General features: G+C 46.8%; 2 protein-coding genes. Both read left to right on the top strand.

Translation table 11 applies throughout. The features are described 5' to 3' along the window. Nucleotides 1–76 precede the first annotated feature (76 nt). Nucleotides 77–367: a hypothetical protein gene (locus tag RIN56_20625; protein MDR7869198.1), complete on the top strand. Its 291-nt coding sequence runs from the start codon at nucleotides 77–79 to the stop codon at nucleotides 365–367. After that, nucleotides 364–1,218 carry an IS3 family transposase gene (locus tag RIN56_20620; GenBank protein MDR7869197.1) on the top strand — a complete coding sequence of 285 codons (855 nt, stop codon included), beginning with the start codon at nucleotides 364–366 and terminating at the stop codon, nucleotides 1,216–1,218. Before RIN56_20625 ends, RIN56_20620 begins: the two co-directional genes overlap by 4 nt. Nucleotides 1,219–1,277: the final 59 nt, after the last annotated feature.

Here is a 1,277-nt window from a genome sequence, read left to right as displayed (position 1 = left end):
TGGACTGAACCCCGAAAAATGGACATTGAGCAAAAGAGCCTCCTGTTGTAGGATGACTACGACAGGAGGCTCTTTCATGGGAAAACATTTCGGTAAAGCCATCATAGAACAAGTGCTGCAGATGAAAGAACAAGGTCTGACCTACCGTGCTATCGGGGAGGAGTTTGGTCTAGCGATGATCCAGGTTAAAAGGTTAGTGGAACGACACAACAGAAAGAAGCTACCTTCAACCTCTGTGCCAAAGCGCCGCGGTCGTCCGAGAAAAAAGCCCTTCAAAACTGAGCAGGATTACATAGAGCGCATTAGGCAACTTGAGATGGAAGTGGAATTGTACCAGTCTTTTCTTCAAGTCGCTGGAAGGATGTGAGGCCGGAAATTAAATACACCGCGATCCAACGATACAAAGATAAATATCCCATTAAGGCGATGTGCCAATTCTTTAACGTATCACGCAGTGGATATTATGCGTTCCTCAAACGCCAAGCATCGCCGAGTCGCGACCAACTACTAGCCAAGATGATAAACCAGTGTCAACACGATACACGCGGAACCTACGGATATCGTAGAGTAGGAATATGGCTCCAGCGGCGTGGAGTCCTGGCCAACCATAAGGCTATACTGAGGATCATGAACAAGTACGGGCTCTTGGCACAGATTCGGCGGCGAAAAAAATATCAACAGATGGGCCAGCAATTGCATCGCTATCCAAACAGGCTTAACCGCGACTTCACTGCCACAAGGCCCAACGAAAAGTGGGTGACGGATATCTCGTACATTAAGACCCCGAAGGGAACGTTGTACCTATCTATGATACGCGATCTATTTGACAACAGCATTGTTGCCTACCGGATGGGAACGGAACAATCGATCAACTTGGTGTTAAACACGATCCGAGAGGCCCGGATAAAAGAAATGATCACCACGGAGCTGCAACTCCACAGTGACCAAGGGTTTCAATATACCTCCCAAGCATATTTTACCCTGATTCAAAAGTACAGTATTACACCATCCATGTCAAGACGGGGCAATTGTTACGATAACGCTCCGGCAGAAAACTTTTTCAGCATACTCAAAACGGAATGCATTCGAAGATGCAAGCCTAGGACGGCCGAGCAAGCTCGTCATCTCGTCGATGAGTATATCTATTTCTATAACCACGAACGGATTCAACTCAAAACAAAACTGACGCCGCTTGAACAACGACGTCAGTCTGCGTAATTTCATGAAATCCTGCGATAGGCCTCTTTATTCGTGTCTATTGGATAGGGTTCAGTCCA

It is taken from the genome of Sporomusaceae bacterium (genome assembly GCA_031460455.1).
In the GTDB taxonomy this organism is placed as follows: Bacteria; Bacillota; Negativicutes; order Sporomusales; family UBA7701; genus Anaeroselena.
Note: the sequence above shows the minus strand (reverse complement) of the source record. Positions and strands in the feature narration are given on the sequence as shown.

What these genes read in the sequence shown, in the direction of transcription:
- RIN56_20625 (MDR7869198.1), top strand. Translation starts at nt 77, where the DNA reads ATGGGAAAACATTTCGGTAAAGCCATCATAGAACAAGTGCTGCAGATG.